Origin of the sequence: Serratia quinivorans (genome assembly GCF_946227985.1) — a bacterium.
Classification (GTDB): Bacteria; Pseudomonadota; Gammaproteobacteria; order Enterobacterales; family Enterobacteriaceae; genus Serratia; species Serratia quinivorans_A.
This window is the reverse complement of the sequence record NZ_CAMKGL010000002.1, coordinates 345,781-366,788: the sequence shown is the minus strand read 5'-3', so window position 1 is coordinate 366,788 and position 21,008 is coordinate 345,781. Positions and strand designations below refer to the sequence as shown.

13 protein-coding genes are annotated in these 21,008 nt (G+C 44.3%); 1 reads left to right on the top strand and 12 read right to left on the bottom strand.

All coding sequences use genetic code 11. The features are described from left to right. Positions 1-9 precede the first annotated feature (9 nt). From cpsG (OCH02_RS10295) to OCH02_RS10250, 10 genes are all read right to left on the bottom strand, one after another. Positions 10-1,383, bottom strand: a complete 1,374-nt coding sequence (gene cpsG / locus OCH02_RS10295) for a phosphomannomutase CpsG (protein WP_261431144.1) — start codon at positions 1,381-1,383, stop codon at positions 10-12. Positions 1,384-1,397: 14 nt separating this feature from the next. Continuing rightward, the gene (locus OCH02_RS10290; RefSeq protein ID WP_261431143.1) at positions 1,398-2,810 is read right to left on the bottom strand and encodes a mannose-1-phosphate guanylyltransferase/mannose-6-phosphate isomerase; all 1,413 of its coding nucleotides are present in this window, start codon (positions 2,808-2,810) and stop codon (positions 1,398-1,400) included. 635 nt (positions 2,811-3,445) lie between these two features. Next, entirely contained in the window at positions 3,446-4,462 is a 1,017-nt protein-coding gene (galE, locus tag OCH02_RS10285; protein WP_261431142.1) for a UDP-glucose 4-epimerase GalE, read from the bottom strand. A gap of 353 nt (positions 4,463-4,815) precedes the next feature. Continuing rightward, complete coding sequence (gene wcaJ, locus OCH02_RS10280; RefSeq protein ID WP_261431140.1) at positions 4,816-6,213, bottom strand: undecaprenyl-phosphate glucose phosphotransferase; 1,398 nt, start codon at positions 6,211-6,213, stop codon at positions 4,816-4,818. A gap of 75 nt (positions 6,214-6,288) precedes the next feature. Beyond that, positions 6,289-7,656, bottom strand: coding sequence for a phosphomannomutase CpsG (cpsG, locus tag OCH02_RS10275; RefSeq protein WP_261431139.1), 1,368 nt, complete (start codon positions 7,654-7,656; stop codon positions 6,289-6,291). Positions 7,657-7,670: 14 nt separating this feature from the next. Next, entirely contained in the window at positions 7,671-9,095 is a 1,425-nt protein-coding gene (locus OCH02_RS10270; RefSeq protein ID WP_261431137.1) for a mannose-1-phosphate guanylyltransferase/mannose-6-phosphate isomerase, read from the bottom strand. Positions 9,096-9,402: 307 nt separating this feature from the next. Next, positions 9,403-10,779, bottom strand: a complete 1,377-nt coding sequence (locus tag OCH02_RS10265) for a TolC family outer membrane protein (protein ID WP_261431135.1) — start codon at positions 10,777-10,779, stop codon at positions 9,403-9,405. Positions 10,780-10,781: 2 nt separating this feature from the next. Beyond that, positions 10,782-12,113 carry an HlyD family type I secretion periplasmic adaptor subunit gene (locus OCH02_RS10260; protein WP_261431134.1) on the bottom strand — a complete coding sequence of 444 codons (1,332 nt, stop codon included), beginning with the start codon at positions 12,111-12,113 and terminating at the stop codon, positions 10,782-10,784. 54 nt (positions 12,114-12,167) lie between these two features. Beyond that, entirely contained in the window at positions 12,168-13,934 is a 1,767-nt protein-coding gene (locus OCH02_RS10255; RefSeq protein WP_026142282.1) for a type I secretion system permease/ATPase, read from the bottom strand. 384 nt (positions 13,935-14,318) lie between these two features. Continuing rightward, the gene (locus tag OCH02_RS10250; RefSeq protein WP_261431133.1) at positions 14,319-16,931 is read right to left on the bottom strand and encodes a beta strand repeat-containing protein; all 2,613 of its coding nucleotides are present in this window, start codon (positions 16,929-16,931) and stop codon (positions 14,319-14,321) included. A gap of 652 nt (positions 16,932-17,583) precedes the next feature. Between OCH02_RS10250 and OCH02_RS10245 the strand changes: the two genes are divergently transcribed. Then, positions 17,584-18,612 (top strand): glycosyltransferase family 1 protein, encoded by a 1,029-nt coding sequence (locus tag OCH02_RS10245; RefSeq protein WP_315899182.1) that lies wholly within the window; start codon positions 17,584-17,586, stop codon positions 18,610-18,612. Between the two features lie 40 nt (positions 18,613-18,652). Here OCH02_RS10245 and OCH02_RS10240 read toward each other — a convergent pair whose 3' ends face one another. Both OCH02_RS10240 and OCH02_RS10235 read right to left on the bottom strand, forming a co-directional pair. Beyond that, the gene (locus OCH02_RS10240; protein WP_261431131.1) at positions 18,653-19,657 is read right to left on the bottom strand and encodes an acyltransferase family protein; all 1,005 of its coding nucleotides are present in this window, start codon (positions 19,655-19,657) and stop codon (positions 18,653-18,655) included. Between the two features lie 198 nt (positions 19,658-19,855). Continuing rightward, the gene (locus OCH02_RS10235) at positions 19,856-20,998 is read right to left on the bottom strand and encodes a glycosyltransferase family 4 protein (protein ID WP_261431354.1); all 1,143 of its coding nucleotides are present in this window, start codon (positions 20,996-20,998) and stop codon (positions 19,856-19,858) included. Positions 20,999-21,008 lie beyond the last annotated feature (10 nt).

Here is a 21,008-nt window from a genome sequence, read left to right as displayed (position 1 = left end):
CTTTCATTGTTATTCTCCGCCTAAGAGTGCCAGAATCTCTTTAGTTTTCTTCTGCATCAGTTCTACATTACCCTTTGATTCAACGTTCAAACGCACGACAGGTTCGGTATTTGATGTACGCAAATTAAAACGCCACTCATCAAACTCAAGACTAATACCGTCAGTCATATCGAAAACCAAAGCATCATTTTTATAGACGTTCAAGACGCACTCAATGGCAGCCTTGGCATCAAGCAGCTTGCGGTTAATCTCGCCAGATGCCGGATAGGCACACATGCGATCCTTCACCAATTGACTCAGCGCTTTGCCTTTGGCTGAAAGCAGACTCGCAACCAGAAGCCATGGGATCATGCCGCTGTCGCAATAAGCGAAATCGCGGAAGTAATGATGTGCGCTCATCTCTCCACCGTAGATGGCGTCTTCTTTACGCATGCGTTCTTTGATAAAGGCATGCCCGGTTTTCGACATAACCGGTACACCGCCAGCCTGATTGACAATATCAATCGTGTTCCAGGACAGACGAGGATCGTGAATGATCTTGGCGCCAGGGTTAGTCTGAAGGAAAGCTTCAGCAAGTAGACCAACGATATAGTAGCCCTCAATAAAGGTTGCTTTTTCATCAAACAGGAAGCAACGGTCAAAGTCGCCGTCGAAAGCGATGCCCATATCTGCCCGATGATCAACCACCGCTTTAGCTGTGTCAGCACGGCATTCTGACAATAGCGGGTTAGGAATGCCATTAGGGAAATGGCCATCAGGTTGGTGATGAACCTTGACGAAAGATACCGGGATATTATCACGCTTGAATCGACGCTCGATCTCATCGATAACGTGGCCAGCCGCACCATTACCGGAGTTGATGACCAGTTTCATAGGCTTCAACTCAGCCGCATCAATATAACTCAGCAAATGGTCCACATACTCATCCAGAATAGAAAGAGTCTGGTAGCTGCCGCGCTGGTTTTCATCAACCGGAGCGAAGTTGTTATCTTCCGCCAGTTGCTTAATAGTCAATAGGCCCGTATCACCGCTAATCGGTTGGGCATTAGCTTTAACTAGCTTCATTCCATTGTAATTCATTGGGTTATGGCTAGCCGTAACCTCAATGCCACCATCCATACCCAGATGGAAAGTGGCGAAATACACTTCTTCTGTTCCACTCATGCCAATATCGTACACATCGGCACCGGCATCCTGAAGCCCGTTAGCCAAAGCCAGCTTGAGCGCCTCGCTCGTCAGACGTATATCCCCACCCACAATCACACGCTGCGGTTTCAGGTATTCGCCATAAGCGCGACCAATACGGTAGGCAATGTCTTCATTCAGCTCTTCACCAAGCTGCCCACGAATATCATATGCTTTAAAACAAGTTAAGGTACTCATTAAAACCTCAAGAATTAGCAACGACCGTAATGATCTTTAATACGGATAATGTCATCATCCCCTAAATAAGAGCCTGATTGAATTTCGATCAGTTCCAACGGAATATTCCCTGGATTTTCTAAACGGTGAATAACACCAATAGGAATAAACGTGGACTGATTTTCTGTCAGCAAAAAGGTTTTATCTTCGGTTGTTACTCTTGCCGTGCCCGCAAGCACCACCCAATGTTCAGTACGATGATGATGCATCTGCAAAGAGAACGCTTCGCCAGGATTCACGGTGATTCGATTCACATTAAAACGTTTTTCATCCACCAGAAGATCGCAGATGCCCCATGGGCGATACACTTCTCGATGTCTTCTGTATTCGCTGCGCTTACACTTTTTGAGGTGCTCTACGACTTTTTTGACGTCCTGCACCTTGGATTTATCAACAACCAACACAGCATCTTTAGTATTAACAATCACTAGGTTATCTACGCCAATAGCAGCAACTAACTTTTCGTCAGTATTGATATAGCAATCATGGGTATTGTGAAGGAACGTATCCCCCGTCAGCGCATTACCTGCTTCGTCCTTCTGACTGACTTCCCACAATGCCGACCATGACCCTACATCACTCCAACCTGCATCTAGCGGGATCATAACGGCATCATGAGTTTTCTCCATGACCGCATAATCAACTGATTCGTCTGGGCAACTAGAGAATGCATCATAATTAACGTTGATAAAGTTCTTATCGCACTCAGTATCCGCCAGAGAGCGACGGCATGCATCCAGAATATCGGGGCGGAACCGCTCCAACTCTTCCAAATACCGTTTGGCGCGGAACATAAACATGCCGCTATTCCAGAAGTATTCACCTGAATCGACATAAGTCTGCGCTGTCGCAAGATCTGGTTTTTCAACAAAACGTTTTACACTGGACGCTTCCGCATTTTCCCCCGTGCTTTCGCCACGTTGGATATAGCCATAGCCGGTTTCCGGCCCGGTTGGCACAATACCAAAGGTAACGAGACTTTGATCAGCAGCATAAGGCATTGCCGCTTCAATCGCGTTATGGAAGGTTGTGACGTCTTTTATGATATGGTCTGCTGCCAACACCAGCATGATGGGGTCATGCCCCTGAGCGACGGCATTCAAAGCAGCCAGAGCGATAGCCGGTGCCGTATTGCGCCCAATCGGCTCCAAAATGATGTTATGAGACAACATGTCTATTTGACGCAGTTGTTCAGCTACCATAAAGCGGTGGTCTTCGTTACAGATTACGACAGGTTCACTCACCTCTATCCCATCAAGACGTTTTAACGTTTCCTGCAGCATCGAGTGCAGGCTATGCAGACGCAAGAACTGTTTAGGGTGAAGTTCGCGGGACATCGGCCAAAGACGGCTACCTGTACCACCTGCCATAATTACCGGGAGTAACATTTTTTTTCCTTATAACGCTAGCTTTATAGCACCATAAATTAAATTAGTTAAGTAAATACATTGCGTTAAGCTACTGCACTTACTACACCTTACATATCACTGTGTGAGCCGAGGGCGCATTACTCATCACAAATGCTACCACTTCAACACCTGTAAATGAGCACAGTTCATCCCGTCAATCAGGGGCGGTGAGTTCTTCGGTACTTGTAAAAAACCACGCTACCGCCCTTGGCTCAACAGCTACCAATCGACTGATCTTTAAGTAAGTTTTATATGCTCTATCACTTACTGTCAGCGGAACATCCGCCAACTTGGCACAATATGTCATACCGTTGTCATCCTGATAGGTAACATTAGACATAAGATAACAGCGCAATATTTTTGCTGCGTATACTACCACCTTACCTATCAAAACACCTGTAGATTATCCTTTCTTTCAGCCTTATCTTAAAATGAACGCTCATTAAACCGACAGAATAAAATTCATGTCAAGAAGTAGCATAGCTATCAAATGGTTAGTTTTCTTATAATTGGGGTGGGTGCACAAATCAGGATCTATCTTAGATCGATGATCACGGTCTGCAGCATGCAGAACGTGATCATGAAAGAGGGGGATAGGTTTAATGAGAAAAGAGCTAGCTACGATATCCTTGCGGATTATTCTTTTGCCAATTCCAGGTATCACGCATCATGTCATCGATGCCGCGTCTCACTTTCCAACCCAGTTCCCGATAAGCCAGATTGGCATCAGCCCAGAAAGCTGGCAGATCACCGTCGCGTCGCGGCAAAATTTGATAAGGTATTTTTACACTTGATGCTTTTTCGAAGGCTTGCACCATTGCCAAGACTGAGTGCCCTACCCCAGCTCCCAGATTGTATGCTTTGAAGCCCTCTATTTTCTTCAGGTGATCCATCGCCATCAAGTGCCCTTCGGCCAGATCCATCACGTGAATGTAATCACGCTCACCGGTACCGTCCTTGGTTGGATAGTCACCGCCAAAAATGCCCAACTGATCCAGTTTGCCAATTGCTACCTGAGAGATATAGGGTAACAAATTGTTCGGGATACCATTTGGATCTTCACCGATCAAACCTGACTCATGCGCACCTACCGGATTGAAGTAACGCAAGGCGATAATGGAAAACTGAGGCTCAGCCTTGGCAAAATCCTGTAAAACCTGCTCCACCATCAACTTTGACGTGCCGTAAGGACTCGTGGTACCGCCGATCGGCGTGGTTTCTACATAAGGAACCGGAGAGTTGGCACCATATACCGTCGCTGAAGAGCTGAAGATAAATTGATGCACCCCAGCACGACGCATTTCTTCCAACAATACCAGCGTCCCGGCAACATTGTTTTGATAGTACTCAAGTGGCTTGCGGGTTGACTCACCCACAGCTTTCAGACCAGCAAAATGGATAACCGAATCTATCGCATGAGCATCGAAAATACGCTTCAGGAATTCGCCATCCAAGATGTCACCTTGATAGAAAGTGGCTGCTTTACCCACCAACTGTTCGACGCGATGCAATGATTCTTCTGACGAGTTCGACAGGTTATCCAGCACAACGACATCTTCACCACGCTCCAGTAAAGTCAAGACGGTGTGAGATCCAATATATCCGGCACCGCCGGTGACTAAAATGGCCATAACAGCTCCTTTTATGCACTAAAGTGTTGGCTTTAGAATGAAGACTCATCTTAACTGGTTCTACTTTGATAAACATCAGAATTAATCTTAAATTATCACTATTAGTTATGATTTTATAAAACGGTATATGATACACATCACTCAAACACACTTTTAAAAAATATATTTAATCAACCGAGGATTAATCGCTCTAGAAAAATATCTACCACTCCAGAATTAAAATATTTCCTTGCCATTTTTACAAGAAAAAATACATAAATGACCGACAATTAATATAAATCAGGACCAAAATATATTTACAGACTAAGAAATGGTGACCACTTACGTGGCCACCAACACTTAAAAAATATTTATCAGTATGCAGCCTTATGTACGAAACCTTTAAAAACAGTTAAGAATATTATTTTCACATCAAGCCATATACTCCAATCTCTAATATACTCGAGATCATATTCAACACGTTTTTGCATTTTATCCAAAGTATCTGTTTCGCCCCGCCAACCATTAATCTGTGCCCACCCAGTTATTCCGGGCTTGACCTTATGTCTAAGCATGTAGCCTTCAATAAGACTTCTATATTGCTCATTATGAGCTACTGCATGTGGTCTAGGTCCGACAATAGACATTCCACCAAGCAATACATTGAAGAACTGTGGTAATTCATCCAGAGAAGTCCGTCGTAAAAAGGCACCGACTTTAGTTACCCGAGCATCTCCTTTCTTGGCCTGAGTAACAATATTATCATTTTCCATGACAGTCATAGAGCGAAATTTCCACACCCTTATAGGTTTTCCGTCCATGCCATAACGAGTCTGCCTAAAAATAACTGGGCCCGCAGAAGTCAGTTTGACAGCAGCTGAAATCAATAATAAAACTGGCGAAATAAAAACAAGTATAAAGAAAGACAGTAAAATATCTTCAAGCCTTTTAAATACTTTATTAATCCCATTTAGTGGCGTATCAAACAATGGGACAACCGGAACCCCATTAACTTCCTCTGTTCTTGATTGTAAAATATTAAATGTAAAAACATCCGGGATAAACATGACAGAGCAAGTTGTATCTGTTAATTGGCCGAGTATTTTTTTAAACTTACTCTCTTCACTCATATTCATTGCAATATAGACATAGTCAATCCGCCCTTCACGAGCATCTGCAACCAATTTATCTAAATTACCAGAATACTTTATCTCATTATCATTAAAATTCTTGGTATCATCATAAACCCCTTCAACAACGAATCCTAGCCATGGATCATCCTTAAAGCTTCTTAGTAATTTGATGCCTATAGGCATAGAACCAGCAACAGCAACTCTGCGTGTGTTATATCCAAAGTTGCGCACCAACCCTGCAAGAAAACGGATCGCGGAGCGGCAGAGCATAAACCCAAGACAAACAGAAAAATACCAACAGATAAACACTTCAAATGTAAAGTTAGAGTTAGGCATAAATGAAGTTATCCCTGAAGTAACAATCAAGCTTAACGTCCAATTTTTTAGAATCAGCCTCAACTCTGTCGAAAATTTCCCTCCGCGCCAAGAACGATAAAAATCAGTTATACCGCCAATCATTTGGAATACGACTAAAGCTATTAGTGTAACTAACACATGTTCATAATTAAAGCCATAGTCATTTATTACACTTGCAACATAACCGCCAAAGAAAATAATAAAAATATCAGAAAAACGCTGCACCATAGAAATAATAGATGCATTTGCATTGGAGTGCGCTCGCTGATGTTGTATTTTCATAATAAAACCACTCTTGTTAAAAAAGCGTGCTCAACCTATTTATTTAAAATCGAAAAGAAAAGCACACTATTTATATTATTCATTTAATAGATCAAGTAATTCCTTAACCTTTTCTTTCATCAAGACATTATTTTTTCTCGACTCTACATTAAGGCGAACCACAGGTTCCGTATTGGATGAACGCAGGTTGAAACGCCAGTCGGCAAACTCCATGCTGATACCATCGGTATAATCTACTTCACCAGCCTGCGCCAAATAATGTTGCTTGACGCTCTCAATTGACACCGCTGGTTGGGCCAACTTGATGTTGATTTCGCCGGAAGACGGGTAAGCAGCAATACGATCCTGCACCAGTTGCCCCAACGTTTGGCCTTTCACACTGACCAATTCAGCCACCAGCAACCATGGGATCATGCCGCTATCGCAATAGGCAAAATCGCGGAAGTAGTGATGCGCACTCATCTCGCCACCGTAGATAGCGTCTTCCGAGCGCATGCGCTCTTTAATAAAGGCATGACCTGTTTTTGACATGACCGGCACACCACCAGCCTTGCTCACCACATCAATCGTGTTCCAGCTCAGGCGCGGATCATGAATGATTTTTGCACCTGGTTGTTTTTGCAGGAAAGCTTCTGCAAGCAGGCCAACGATATAATATCCCTCAATAAAGTCGCCTTTTTCGTCAAACAGGAAGCAACGATCAAAATCACCATCGAAAGCGATCCCCATATCCGCACCGTATTCACGCACCGCATTGGCGGTATCTGCACGACACTCAGGCAATAGTGGATTGGGAATACCATTGGGGAATGTGCCGTCCGGCTGATGATGAACCTTGATAAACTCCAACGGAATGTTCAACGCCTTAAGGGATGCTTCGATGGCATCGATCACATGACCGGCTGCGCCATTACCTGAGTTGATCACCAGTTTTAACGGTTTGAAGTTTTTTACGTCAACGTAAGAAAGTATGTGTTCTACATATGCGCCAAGTACGTCCTGACGAATATAGCTGCCACGCACTGCAGAAGGGGCCGGGAATTGGTTGTTTTCCGCTAACTCTTGTATAGCTCGCAGACCGGTATCGCCACTGATAGGGCGCGAGCCTTCGCGGACCAATTTCATTCCGTTATAGTCGATCGGGTTATGGCTGGCCGTCACTTCAACGCCACCATCGGCTTTAAGATGGGAAGTAGCAAAGTAGACTTCTTCAGTCCCTGTCATGCCAATATCGATAACGTCGGTACCGGCATCCTGCAACCCTTTTGCCAGGGACAGTTTCAAACTTTCACTGGTCAGACGCACGTCACTGCCCAGCACAATAGTTTTTGGTTTTAGGAACTCGCCATAAGCGCGACCGATACGATAGGCAATATCATCGTTCAGTTCTTCACCCAATTTACCGCGTACATCATAAGCTTTAAAACATGCTAACTTTTCCATCATCAAACCCTTTATTAAACTCTGCCGTACCGATCGTGTAAACGCTCAATATCATCTTCTCCCAGGTAAAAACCCGATCTAACCTCAATGATTTCAAGGTCGATTTTGCCCGGGTTTTCCAGCGTATGCACACATCCTGCTGGTATGAAGGTCGATTGATTTTCTGATAAGAAGAACTCTTTATCACCCAGATTCACTTTGGCCGTGCCGCTGACGACCACCCAGTGTTCTGCACGATGAAGATGGCGTTGCACAGACAGCCCTTCGCCTGGACGAACAATGATTTTTTTTACCTGGAAGTGCTCACCGCTGTCGATATCACAGATCTTGCCCCAGGGGCGATAAGAAGAGGAGTGCTGGCGGAAGTGATGAAGATTGCGTTTTTTTAGCTCATCAACCACTTTCTTAACGTCTTGAACTCTATCCTTAGTCGAAATCAACAACGCATCATTGGTGTTGATCACTATCAGGTCATCCAATCCGATGGTGGCAACCAGCGCAGCATCAGATGAGATATAGTTATTGTTTGAGTCGATCGAAATAATTTCACCAACGTTAACGTTGCCCTGGCTATCTTTTTCGGAAACGTCCCACAATGATGACCATGAGCCTACATCGCTCCATCCAGCATCAATAGGAATTACCACTGCATCTCGTGTCTTTTCCATCACCGCATAATCGATGGAGTCACTTGGGCAGTGCTTAAAAATTTCCTGATCAACACGGATAAAGTTCATGTCACGCTGGCTATCGACCACAGATTGTTGTGTTGTACTGAAAATCTCAGGGCTGAACTGTTCCAACTCTTGTAAGAACTTGGCCGTTTTGAACATGAACATGCCACTGTTCCAGCTGAACTCGCCGCTGGCTAAATATTCAACGGCTTTTTCCAGACACGGCTTCTCTACAAAGGCATCGACTTTAAAGCATTCACCAGAAAGCGCACTGCCACGCTTGATATAGCCATAACCCGTTTCTGGATGCCCAGGAATAATACCGAAAGTCACCAAGTGATTTTCAGTGGCATGCTGAATAGCCGTTTTTATTGCCGCGTGGAAGTTATCCACCTTTTTAATCAAATGATCTGCTGCCAACACCAACAATATGCTGTCATCGTCTTCCTCTGCTGCCAGATGTGCAGCTAAGGCAACGGCAGGCGCCGTGTTACGCCCTACAGGCTCTAAAATAATGTTGGTCGCCAGTTGATCAATTTCTCGCAGTTGTTCCGCAACCAAAAAACGATGATTTTCATTGCAGATAACCAAAGGTGCCGCAACGTGCACACCCTCCAGTCCTGACAAACGTTGCAGTGTCTGTTGCAACAAGCTAAATCCGCTATCGTCGATAGATAAAAATTGCTTGGGGAATGACTCACGCGAAAGTGGCCATAACCGGCTGCCAGTCCCACCGGCCATAACCACAGGTATAAGTTTTGACATTATAAACCCTTTACTCAGTTGTCTTTCTCATAATCGAGAACGTCGCTTATCATCAGCCTATCCCGTCATTATAAAATCCATTCATCTGCACACAAACATTTACGCTTGTTATGTTAAAAACTGCATGACATCAGAGCTAGCAAGCGCTCAAACGAAGCATACGAGTACAATCAACGAAAAATGAACAACGCAGGGTGACGACGGAAGCAACTAGTGACCGCTAACATAACGTATTCATGCAAAAAAGAGCAGCTTGACACTGCTCTTTCAGATTAATACTCATGGTAAATAAATAGCCAGAGTAGGGCTAACGGCTATGTGAGAAATACTGCGCCACACGCTTGACATCACTTTCATCCAGCGTTCCCGAATCACTCAACAACGTGATCCAGGATTTTATGTAGGTGTACTTGGCTGAAGCCAGATCGCGCTGGGCGCTATAGAGCTGTTGTTCTGCATTCAGCACATCGACGTTGACGCGTTGCCCCGCCAGCACGCTTTGCCGGGTTGCCGTCACCTGTGTAGTCGCCGATTTAACTGCCAGCTCATAGGCCGCCAGCTTGGCACGGCTGCTGATACAAAGGTTATACTGCTTGCGCAGATCGTTGAGCGTGGTGCCCACCTGCGCATCCATTTCATACATCGCCTGCCCATATCGTGATGCAGCCTGGCGAGTCGATGCCGAAACGCCGCCACCGGCGTAGATCGGCATACTCACCTGCACACCAATACTGTCAGTGCGATATTTTTGGTTAACCGTGTTATCACTGCTGGAATCATTCTCAGAATGCGAGGCATAGAGCTGCACCTGCGGCATAAAACCGGCACGATTTCTCTCAACTTCATATTTCGCCGCATCAACCCCGTGGCGAGAAGCCGCCAACATCGGATTATTCTCGAGGGCAATTTTTTGCCACTCTTCAAATTTGGAAGGGATCAACGGTGCCACCTGGAACTTGCCAGGGCGTAGCAGCTGTACGTCATCCAGCTGATTGAGTGGCATGCCAATAATGACTTCCAACTCGCGCTGAGCCGCGTCCAGTGCATCACGCGCCTCAATTTCCTGGGCCTCTGCCAGGCTGTAGCGCGCCTGCGTCTCAGAAACATCGGTAATAGTGCCTTCACCTGCACTCATTAAACGATCGTTCAGCGACAGCTGTTCTTTATAAGCCGCCTTTTGCGCAGAAGCTAAGGCAATCTGGTCTTTGGAGTAAGCCACTTCCACATAGGCGGAGATCACCCGGACCGCCAAATCGAGAAACTTGCTACGGTAGCGCTCATCAGACATCAGCGTCTGCGCCACACCAGCCTTGTAACGCGCATAAGCCTCATAATCGAACAGCGGTTGTGTTAGCGTTACCGAGCTGGAATAGCTGCGATACTGCTGCCGCTTGGTAGCTTCAGTGACGTTGCCAAAGAAATCGCTTTGCGGATATTTTTGCGTTTGCCAGTTTCTCGGTGAGTTCTGGTAATTAAGCGATACCTTCGGCAGCAGCCCCGCCCTGCCGATGTTTTCGTTTTCGTCTCCCGCCTCTTTCTCTTTTATAGCCGCCCTAAAGGTCGGATCTTTTTCAAGTGCCAGCGAATATGCGTCTATAATCCCTATCGAATGAACCGGCGCAGCTATCGCAAACAAGAGGGTACTGATAGCAAGGCCAGCAACCTGTCGTTTAAATTGAATCAAAATTATTCCTCGGTTAATGAAGTATGAGCGCGATCCAAAATAGGTTTAAACAGATAACTCAACAGTGAGCGCGAGCCAGTCTTCACAAACACCTCAACAGGCATCCCCGGTTTGATGTCTTCGCCACTGAGCAATTTCATGCCCTCAGGCGAAACCGTGACCTGCATTTGGTAGTAGGGTTCGCCATTGGTCTTGTCGACCAGGCGGTCGGCAGAAACCAACGTCACCGTCCCCGGTATTTTCGGGGTCTTGTTTTGGTTGAAGGCGGTAAACATCAAATCCACCGGCAACCCGTTGTACACTTTATCAATCAGCTCTACCTTGAGGCGCGAATCCACCACCAATGTCGCCTGACTGGGTACAACGTCCATCAGGTGGTCACCCGCTCCCACGACGCCCCCCTGAGTAAAGATATTCAACCCAACGACAGTACCATCCACCGGCGAGGTGATAGCGGTATTGCCGAGGTCAAAATTCGCCATTTCCAGCTTGTTTCTGAACTCGCTGGCATCCATCTGCGTTTGCGCCAGTTGGGTTCTGACTTCGCGTTGATAGTCGGCAAAGCGTTGGTCGATCCGCTGCTGAGACTCCTGCAACTGTTTTTGTACCTGGCCAATACGCCCAACGGTTTCATCGATACTGCTGTTCACTTCCGCAAACTGACGCTGTACTTCCAGATAGCGGTTACGCGGTAAATAACCGTCCGCCGCCAGTTGCTTCATGCTGTTCATCTGTTCGCGCAGGCTGGAAAGCTGGATTTGCTTGTTGACCCTTGAGTCCTGTAAACCCTTCAGTTGGAAACGCATGCCGTCCATTGACTGTTTATAACCGTCAACTTCGCTTTGTAATCCCTGGCGACGTGAAGAGAATAACTGCGTTTGCAACGCGATGATCTCAGCGACCCGCGGCTGAGCCTGGATGGTTTCAAAAACAGGAGAAAAAGTGACTTTGCTTAAGCCATCACGCTCAGCCAGCAAACGGCCTTCGCTGGCGAGCGTGGTGTAATATTGGTCGCGAAGCGAGTCAACCTGCGCCTGAGCCTGAACCTGGCTCAACTGCACCAGCACCTCGCCCGCTTTAACCTTGTCGCCTTCTTTTACCGTGATACTTTTGATGATGCCACTGGCCGGGGCCTGTACGGTTTTACGGTTGCCGGAAACGGTCACCGAACCGGGCGACGCGACCCCTTTATCCAAAGGCGCAAACGCAGCCCAGGCGAAGAAGCCAAACAGGCCAATCCCAACCACTAACCACCCCATGCGGGTGAAACGCCGTTCATCCTGTGGGATCTGTTCTGAATACGAGTCTTGCGGCTCGCCAATGTGCGTAGACATACCAACTCCTTTGACTGCCGGCGGCATTTTGGCGCCGCCCGGCAAGTACACAGCTTAATTAATTTGAGTTTTTGGGATATTGCCTTCGTCCGGCTCGGAGTTGACTGCACGCACCGCCTGCTGTGGAGTTTGCGCCTTCTGCGCATTGGCCAACGCTTGCAGCACCTGCTGAGTTGGGCCAAACGCATTGACGGTGCCGTTCACTAACAGCAGCAACTTGGTAGTCATCGACAACAGGTTGGTTCGATGGGTAATCAGGATCACCGTTTTATTACGCTGCTTGAGGAACAGAATCGCCTGATTCAGCGCTTTTTCACCGGCATCATCCAGATTGGAGTTGGGTTCATCCAATACGATCAGGGAAGGATCGCCATACAGCGCACGAGCCAGGCCAATACGCTGCTTCTGTCCGCCGGATAATCCCGCCCCGCCGTTGCCAATGATTGAGTCATAACCGTTAGGGAAACGCAGGATCAGCTCATGGACTCCGGCCAACTTGGCGGCTTCAATCACTTTCTCAGAATCGATGTCGTTAAAACGAGCGATGTTCTCGGCAATGCTGCCGGCAAACAGTTCGATATCCTGCGGCAGATAGCCGATGTAGGGTCCCAGTTCGTCTTTGTTCCATTGGTAAATGTCGGCGTTATCAAGCCGCACAATACCTTCGCTGACCGGCCAGATACCTACCAATAAACGCGCCAACGTGGATTTGCCGGAGGCGCTTGGCCCGATAATCCCCAGTACGTCACCCGGTTGGATAGCGAAGCTGACATTATGCAATACCGCATCGCCCTTGGAACCCGGAGGCGTAGCAGTGACACCTTCAACAGAGATGACCCCTTCCGGCCGCGGCAAGGACATGCCCATACCGCGTGGCGGATGTTTATCCAGTAATTTCACCAGACGTTGATAAGAGAGTTTGGCAGAGCTCCAGCTCTTCCAAACGTTGATCACCTGTTCGATAGGTGCCAGCGTACGTCCCATCAGGATAGAACCCGCAATCATCATGCCGGGGGTGATATGACCATCAATCGCCAACCAGCCGCCCAGTCCCAGCACCAAGGATTGCAACGAAAGACGAACAAATTTGGTTATGGAGGTAACGGTAGTGGCACGCTCGCTGGCGACACGTTGGCTATTCAGAAATCTCTGATGCAAACCGAACCAGCGACGCTTTAGATTAGGTAACATGCCCAATGCCTCGATCACTTCGGCATTACGCAAATTTGTACTCGCCAAACTGCTGGACATGATCGATAGCTTGCTGGCTTCCCCCAAAGGTTTCTTGGAAACCATTTCGTTGACCACCGCCAACGCAACCAGCAACAGTGAGCCAACCAGGGCGAACAATCCCAACCACGGGTTAAACAGGAAGATCACCAGCAGGTAAATCGGGAACCAGGGCGCATCGAAGAACGCAAACAATGCGCTGCCGGTTAAGAACTGCCGAACGGTTGTCAAATCACCCAGCATCTGCCCTGCGTCGGAAGAGCCATTTTTCAGGTTGGACTCATAGGCCGCAGTGTAAACACGGGTGTTCAATCGCATATCCAACTGACTGCCGATACGGATAACAACCATGCTACGGACATACTCAAGTAGCGCCATCATGCCGAACATTCCCAGCATAATCAGCGTTAACATCAGCAAAGTGATTTCATTACGTGAAGGAAGTACCCTGTCGTAGACCTGCAACATATAGACAGAGGGAACTAACATTAATAAATTTATAAATGCGGTGAATATGCCAACGGTCCAGAAGATTTTACTGCGTGTCCGTATAACATCCGCAATTTCATTACGCGGTATAAATTGATTCACTTTCTGCCCTTACATCATGTGCACTGTCAGTCCAATCCGCATTGATTTCTTCTAAGGAAATTCTTAAAAAAAATAAAGACAAAGAAAATCCTAAAGAAGCCCCCTCAAACATGCTCGAGACTGCAGATACTTTTTTTTAACTATAGGTAGAGAAAGTGGATATCGGCAAGGCGGCATACAAAAAAAACTCTGAGGCTCCTCCCCAGCAAAACCAGGGAAAACAAAAGGATGAAAGGCATAAAAAACACAGGGGAATTATTGGGAGAAATAATAAGTTAAAGACAATGACTCCGATCACAAAATAAAAAATGGGGAGGTTAACCTCCCCGTATTATTTAACAACCAACAGTTTCCATGGAAACTATTTCTCTACTGAGTTTACACTCACGCGTAATGCAGAGTATCCAACAGTTGCTGATGGTTTTGCCCAGTCAGGTAAACCACGCTGTCGTTGGCATCCAACGTGTGGTTATTGTTGTTATCAATAATCACATAGGAGCTGGCGTTATCACCCGATCCACCGAATACCACAGACGCGACGCCCACTTTCGCGGTCAATGCGTTGCTGCTGCCCAAACCGAGGATACCGCCCAACAGACCGATAACACCGTTAGTCAGCCCGCCAACCAGAGTACCCAACAGCGCATCCAGAGTATCAGAAGCACGGGTGCCATAATCCGCCACCGCGGTACCGCTGGTATTGCCGGAGATGGTCAAAGCAGAAGCCGCGTCAACAATCTTGTCTTTGGTACTGTCAAAGTCGGTAATGGTGACACCGGCTTGAGTAGTACTGGACTTCAGATCATAGGTGTTCACACCATTGCCACCGGTCAAGGTAGTGTTACCCAGTACGTTGAAACTGTCAGCAGCCCCGGTCCCTTCTACCGTCAGTTGATAACCGTTCAGGCCCAAGCTGGTCAGTACTGGCGCCAACAGCCCCGTGGTGATCACACTCAGTGGCAGAATGTTCAGCAACTGAACGATGATACCATCACCGGTACCGGCATGGCTGGAGTCAAGATTGAGGCCGGCAGTATTAGCCGTTGCGTTAATATCGCGCACGTTGGTAAAACCACTGCCCACAGTCAGATCCAGGACATGATCACCAGTGATGGCAATGTTCTGTACCTGCGCGTTAGTTCCGGTCAATGACAAAATGTTGTCAAAGTTACCGGTACCGCCAGACGCAATGTTCAGCGTGCTCAGCACGGTTGGCAACAATAAGCTGCTGCTGCTGTTCAGTGCCAGAGAACCGGCATTCACATCGGTTGAGCTAACGGCATCGAAAGTGACGTTAAAGTGATCGGTAGCATTTTGCAGGAAAGTAATTTCCACGCTGCTTGCCGCCGTTGCATTACCGGTCACTTCCAACTGCGCGGAGTTACCGCCTGCAGCATTAATCACTTTCACTGCTTCAGCCAAGCCAGACAACACAAAACCTTGTGAGCCAATAGTGGAAGTTGCAGCCTGAACGACGTTGTTGGTCAAACCGGTAGTGCTGGATTCAGAAACTGCATGACCGGTTAACAAGCCAAAGTCAAATGTGTGGTTTGCTGCCGTTGAGCCGCTGCTTACCGTTGCTTTGCCAATGTAGCCCGCCAGGTCAATTTTCTCAAAATTGGTGAACTGCGAAGCATTGCTGGTAATCGTCGCAGTGCGAGTAATCGCGTTACCAGACATCACTACGTTTTTGGTAATGAAGTTAGCGGAAATGGTATCAATACCGTTACCGCCGTTGGCTTGGATGTTCGCACTTACCGTGTTGGCACCGCCAACGGCGGCGTTGCCCAACCATTTCAGGCTGTCGTTCCCATCGCCAAGATTAAACTTGGCCGTTGAAGCCGCAAGACCGACGTTCGCTGCAGCAGTAACCAGAACGTCATCAGCACCCGAGCTGGCATTCAGAATAACGTTGCCGTTATTGACGGTAATATCGACACCCGGGTTAACACCGTTGTCAGACAGGTTAACCGTAGCCGCGCTGGAGCCGTTAATCGTTAGGTTCGCCAGATGGTCGGCAAACTTCAGGTTAACCACGCTGGCGGCGTTGGCGTTCAACAGCACATTCTGCAGGACCGCAGTTTCTGCGTTGCTGATCTGGTGTGAAAGTCCGTTATTAATAGTACCCGTTGCATTACCGCCGGCAGCTGTGGTCGTTAATGAAGCTGCAGTTTTGTACAGCAGGCTGGTACCGATGTCGTGTTCGAATGCATGCTGCTGAGTAACGGTAGCAGCATCTGTAGCAGTAGAACTTCTCAAGTTATTAATAATAGCCGATGTAATCGCTATCTTATCAGTCAAGCCACTATAGAGTGCTATTTCTTGCGCTGTAGGTTGCTCACCATAGACACCAAAATAAACATGCTTAATGAAATCCTCGCCTGTTAATTGAGCGCCTTTTCTCTGGAACTCAACAGAACCAAGTAAGTTTTTTATCAATAGGTCAAACGATTTACCAGGCTGAAGTAAATAACTTGTCCATGAGTCCAAACCCAAAGCATCGATACCTCGATATGGAACAGCGAGATAAACTGATGCAACTTGTTCTTGTGACGCAAGTGCTGATGACCATTGGTCCCATGCAGCCGTGCCATAGGATTTAAAAATAATTGGCTCGACATGCGAGTCGAGAGTTGACTGATTTTGTAACGTCCCGGAGTCAAGCCCTTGATAATTAAGAAGAGAGTCAATGGCATTAAAAATGGCATCTTTCAATGAAGTATTGTTCAGTATTTCCTGTAAATCGTTGGTTGCTGGTGAAGAGCCGTAAACCTTTACATAGATAGATTGCAAAATCTGGACTTCAGATTGATTACCATAAAGAGCTTGACCAGCAGAGGATGTAAGCAGACTGTCTATATATGATTGAAATGTAAGCTGGCCTTTACCTATTTTTAGAGCCGCATCATCAAACGCAACAACACCGGTATAAGTTTCGTTGCCCAATACGGCATAAAGTATTGAGGCAACTTCCTTCTGGTATACTAGAGAAGCCATAATCGTATCCTTAGGATAAACGTTTAACTAAATAGTTAAAAATCAAACGAAAACATCACGCAAGGTGAGATACTGTTCTCATTCAATAACAAAAACATGCGAAGCATGCTTGTGTAAGAAAAGTCCATAAAAAAAAAACTGTCAACCCAAAAGAGAAAAATGTCGAAAAAAAACAAAAAACAGCATGAAAAAACACACAAAAAAACCAAAGACATTAAGTCCATTCATCTATAAAAGAGAGTAGATGAGGCATCAATTTCTAAGCGCGAAAAGTGTAAAAGAGCGCTATAATAGATATATATGCGTTATTAAACTAAGAATCAAGGATGTGAGCGTCGACCATGTAAGCAATAATTTCCATCAAAAAAAAACAAATAACAGGCTAATCAATATGCAAAGCAAAGCACATGTTTGAAAATCCCCACCAAGAAAAATAACCAATATTGATATTTCATATCGAAGATTTAGATTTAGAAATACAGGGTTAGAATACATGAAGAAATATCATAAAGACAAAAACCGAACCTAAGTGCGTTATATAAAAATAACAACAAAGTATAACAAGTCACAGCAAAGGCCCTGCCGCTAAATTTACAAGATATAATGTGAGATCTTTATGATATATGTTAACGCTCGATTTCTTACACAAGAGATGACAGGTGTACAAAGATTTGCAGAAATGATATCCTTACAGTTAAATAAAAAGATAGATGATATAATATTCCTTTGTCCACCAGGTGTTATCCGAGAGTCAATAGCTAAAGAACTAAATGCAAAACAGATAGGCTGGCGGAACGGGCATCTATGGGAACAATTGGAGCTTCCATTATACTTGGCAAAACATGGCTTCCCTCTGCTTATAAATCTAGGCAGCACGGGCCCAGTTTTTTATACAAATAAAATAGTAACACATCATGATATAACTTATTTAAAATACCCAGAAAGTTACTCCAGGTCATTCCTTGCTTTTTACAAAATAATAATTCCACTTATACTTAAGACATCTAAGCATCTACTAACTGTAAGTCATTTCTCAAAAAAAGAAATAACAAAAACTTATAACTATCCAGATAATAAAACATCAGTAATATATAACGCTGCTGGTGAAAATTTCAAGCCAAAATGTATATCAAACCCCGAAACATATTTACTTGCAGTCTCCTCTCATAATTATCATAAAAACCATCATGGAATGATAAATGCATTCCTTGAAGTATTAAAAAAATCACCTAAAAGTGAATGTATAAAAATAAAAATAATTGGCCAAACAGCAAAATCATTCTCGAAACAAGGCTCTTGGATGGGGGGGGATACAGAAAATATAGAGTTTTTAGGGAGGGTCAGTGATGAGGAGTTGGTTAAACTTTATCAAAATGCAATAGCTTTCATTTTTCCATCGTTTTGTGAAGGGTTTGGAATACCGCCTTTAGAGGCACAATCTTGCGGCTGCCCTGTCATATCATCAAATACAACATCAATGCCTGAAATATTGGCAGAAAGTGTACTCTATTTCAACCCACATGACATAGCAGATATAAGTCTGTCGATAGATAAAATCATAAATGACATTGACTTACGAAAAGAATTGATTTTGAAAGGTTATAAAAACGCAAAGAGATTCTCATGGGAAGAATCGACAAATAATTTAATTAAAGTTATTGAAAAATTTGATAAAAAATGAATTTACCGGGTGCTAAAAAGCACCCGTCACAATTAAAATATCACATTGACTTAACTTTAATTTTTGTATGTGTCATTTTTCTTAATAGAACATTGACTTTATCGGAGAAAAGCTTCTTCATCAAGAACCCCAAGATGACGATAGAAGAAAAAGCAATGACATAATAAACAGTCAAATTATGCAACCCAATTTTACTCAATAGGACATATGTCCCAGAAAGGACTATGATATGGCAAAGATAAACCTCATACGAGATATCCCCGAGAATCTCAAGCCACTTAATTTTCAAATTATTAATATTAACAAGAGAAACAAATAGGAATACCGACGGAATTCCATCCTTGATAAATCTTGGTAATGAAAATTTATATAACAAAAAATATGTTGCGATAGCAATAAAAAGGAAAACAATTGGGTTGACCGAAAGTTTATCTATTTTAAACAGCAAGTACAATAATATACCGAAACAAAACTCAAGGGATATACTATCAGTCAGTCCAACTATAAACTCATTTTCACCTTGGTAAAAGGTACCAAAAGTAACAAAAGTAACTATCATAGTGATAGTACCAATTGAAATAAAATATATATTCTTCAAAAACAAGAATGAAGCAAAAATAGAGTAGAATAAAAACTCATAACATAGCGTCCATACAACCGGGTTTAAATATTCATATCCTTCTTTTTTTACTGGGATCAATGCAAAAGATTCCCAAAAAAATGTCCCAATAGAATTACTATTAATAATGGATGGCTTTAATAAATATACAATAACCAGAGGGCAAAGAAATAAATAATGAAGAGGTAGTATCCTTATCGCTCTATTTTTTAAAAAAGACGCAAAGTTATACTCCTTTCTATCACAAACGTACATCATGATAAAACCAGATATTATAAAAAAAATATCAACACCAATACTTCCTCTAGTGAATGAAAATTCAGTCATACCAACGGAAAATGCTTTCGCAGTTAAATGAGTAAACACGACTGAAATCGCGGCAATCCCTCTTAACCATTGGATTTGATCTATATTATTTTTTTGCATCCACCATCCTTACTTGCTAATAATTAATTATAACGATGAAAATATGACAGTGATTTTAAACACCACATAAGATTCAGGAATAAAATTTTATATCATCTAGAGTCATTTAATAACTCCAAATGGGACATCCATAGAGTCGTAAAAATGCAATATTACACATCAACTTAATTAAGCATAAGGAAACATATCATCATTGGCTTATCTTTCATTTTGGTAAAGATGCCATTTTTCATTAATGTAATCACTAATTTCATTTCTAAATCTATCATCTGAAAATCTCAAGGCATTACTTCTGCAATTAACAGGTTCAAACACAGCAGAGTTTGACTCAAAACGTTCCACGGCTTGTATTAATGAAGCTATATCTTGTTTCTCGAAAAAAACTCCGGTGGGTTTACTATTACCTATAGGGATTACGGTTTCCAAGGCCCCCCCCCTACCATAAGCAATAACAGGAGTGCCACAAGCCTGAGCTTCAACAGGAGTTATACCAAAATCCTCTTCAGCAGCAAAAACAAATGCCTTAGCCTTCTCCATATAACCCTTCATAACAGAATTTGTCTGGTAGCCTAATATTTCAACATTACTGGCGGCCTTTGACTTTATCTTTTTCATTTCTGAACCATCGCCGATAACAATCAACTTTTTATCTGGCATACGGCTAAAGGCTTCTACAATAAGATCTATTTTTTTGTATGGCACCATCCGTGAAGCAGTAAGGTAAAAATCCTCTTTAACGTCACAAACGTCAAAATTACTTACAGAAACCGGTGGGTAAATAACATCAGCTTGACGTCCATATACTTTTTTTATCCTGCGGGCTATAAAATGAGAATTAGCAATAAAATGGTCTACACCATTAGCAGTCCGACAATCCCATATTCTGATCTTATGTAATAACCAACGAACTAGAAAGCCTTTAACACCAGAATCTAAACCTGACTCTTTCAAATACTGATGCTGGAGATCCCAAGCATATCGAATAGGGGAGTGAACATAACTAATATGAAGTTGATTAGGACCAGTAATAACCCCCTTAGCTACTGCATGACTACTTGATAAGACTATATCATGCTTAGAAACATCGAGCTGCTCAATAGCGAATGGCATAAAAGGTAAATAGTTCTGATACTTACTTTTAGATAAAGGGAAATTTTGTATCATTGAGGTTATCGCCTTCTTACCCTGAAAATTGCTTCTATCATTATCAGAGAGAAAATCGACTACAGAATATAATGTCGAATCTGGATATAAGTCTACAAACTCCTTAATAACTCGTTCAGCACCGGCATAAGTTACTAGCCAATCAGCTACGATTCCCAAATCATAATCTTTCAAGATGAACCTCTTT